The sequence below is a fragment of the Pseudomonas sichuanensis genome, assembly GCF_003231305.1.
Classification (GTDB): domain Bacteria; phylum Pseudomonadota; class Gammaproteobacteria; order Pseudomonadales; family Pseudomonadaceae; genus Aquipseudomonas; species Aquipseudomonas sichuanensis.
In genome coordinates this window covers 1-1479 of record NZ_QKVM01000125.1, presented here as the reverse complement: position 1 = coordinate 1479, position 1479 = coordinate 1, and the positions used below count along the sequence as shown (strand labels likewise).

Annotated in this window: 2 protein-coding genes and 1 pseudogene; all 3 read right to left on the bottom strand. The window is 51.9% G+C overall.

Annotated elements, in window-relative coordinates:
• Positions 1 to 244: 244 nt before the first annotated feature.
• Complete coding sequence (locus DM373_RS28360; protein ID WP_110996610.1) at positions 245 to 427, bottom strand: hypothetical protein; 183 nt, start codon at positions 425 to 427, stop codon at positions 245 to 247.
• A gap of 288 nt (positions 428 to 715) precedes the next feature.
• Positions 716 to 1120 carry a hypothetical protein gene (locus DM373_RS28890; protein WP_157966910.1) on the bottom strand — a complete coding sequence of 135 codons (405 nt, stop codon included), beginning with the start codon at positions 1118 to 1120 and terminating at the stop codon, positions 716 to 718.
• Positions 1104 to 1479: pseudogene (locus DM373_RS28885) on the bottom strand (PAAR domain-containing protein); the annotation flags it as partial. The gene DM373_RS28890 and the pseudogene DM373_RS28885, both read right to left, overlap by 17 nt.

Sequence of the window (1479 nt, the reverse complement as noted above, 5' to 3'; positions counted from 1 at the left end):
ATTCAGCTGGCCAGACAGCGCCTTGCGCTCGGCGAAGAACTGCGGGCTGATCAGGTGCCGGTGCGCGATGAACTCGAGCTGGCGCAAGCTCTCGATGCCTTTGAGCGTGCCCGCCACCTACCTTGCCCGCGCGTGTCCTTCCCCCCATCGGCGCCCTTGCTAAAACAGCCACCTATTATGCGAACTTAATTTCTTCTGCAGCAGCCGGCGGTTACAAACCCATGATTATCATGCCGCATCAAAATCAACGAAAAATAACCACCAAGGCCATCCAGCCCAGACCAACAAACATACAATACATACCAAACTTCATTCGCCTCTTAAGATAAACCGGGAAGCGGCGACTATCTTCAACGTCCAACCAACCCTGACGAATGCCCAATGCAGGCCAAATCATACCCGCCGTCATTGCGCTCACGGTCATCATTCGAAACTTCAAAGTCAGCGCGCCTCCATTTTTTAATTATTCATGAAGACCGACACTGCGCCGAAGCGCTTCACACATAACTTCAAAGTGTCGCGTCCCCGCGATATGCGAATGAATCGCTAGCCCAGCAAAGCCCACCACGAAGGGTCCGAGGGACACGACCAACTTCAGTACCGCAGGCAATCCGCTCAGATCAATCACAAGCACCCCAACTCACTACCTCACCCGTCTTCACGCAACACCACAGACTACTGCAAGCCATCAAAGCCTTAACTGAACAATCACTTTTCAAGGTACAACCTTTACAAATGACACCAAGAGAAAAAGCATTCCCAACCCTATAAATAAACAGTAGCTACTCACTTTCATGCAGATTTTCAAATACTCAGGAAAATCTTGCCAGTCGTTAGCGTCCAACCATCCGCGGCGGAACCCATGTGATGGCCAAACCGCAGCAAGGCTCATAGCACTAACGATCAACATCCGAGACCGCAACCTCGTCGTTCCCCAAAGAACAAGCTCATCCTGCAGTCCACTGCTGCGCCCAAAGGCACGACACATGACGTGAAAGTGGCGTGAACCCGCAATATAGGCATTAACGACGAGCCCGACAACCAACAAAAGAAATGGAGTTATCAGCAACAGCAGCTTTACAGCAACAGAGCCCCCACTGAAATCAATCATATTCAGCATTATAAATAACCTCCCCCAACCACTCTCCCGAAGCCCCACCAAGTTTACTACCACCGAATGAACCCGCCCCAATAACGGCGATACCACATACCGCTTTACCCCAAACACCAAAGTTGCAGACCGCCTTTATAGCTAGGCCACCTGCAGCACTCCCCGCCATTCCTCCTGCCATGCCCCCCGTAAAACTACCTGTTTCAGTAAATCGGATTTTCTTGCACGCCTCAGTTTCTCCAGCTCTGCAAACATCCTGTACCTTCAAGTACGACGAAGTCGCCCCCACCCCCACCGCCACATGCCCGCCGTACTTCAGGTACTTGGTCATCTTCGCCACTTCATCCAGGTGCGTCGCATACCCAGGA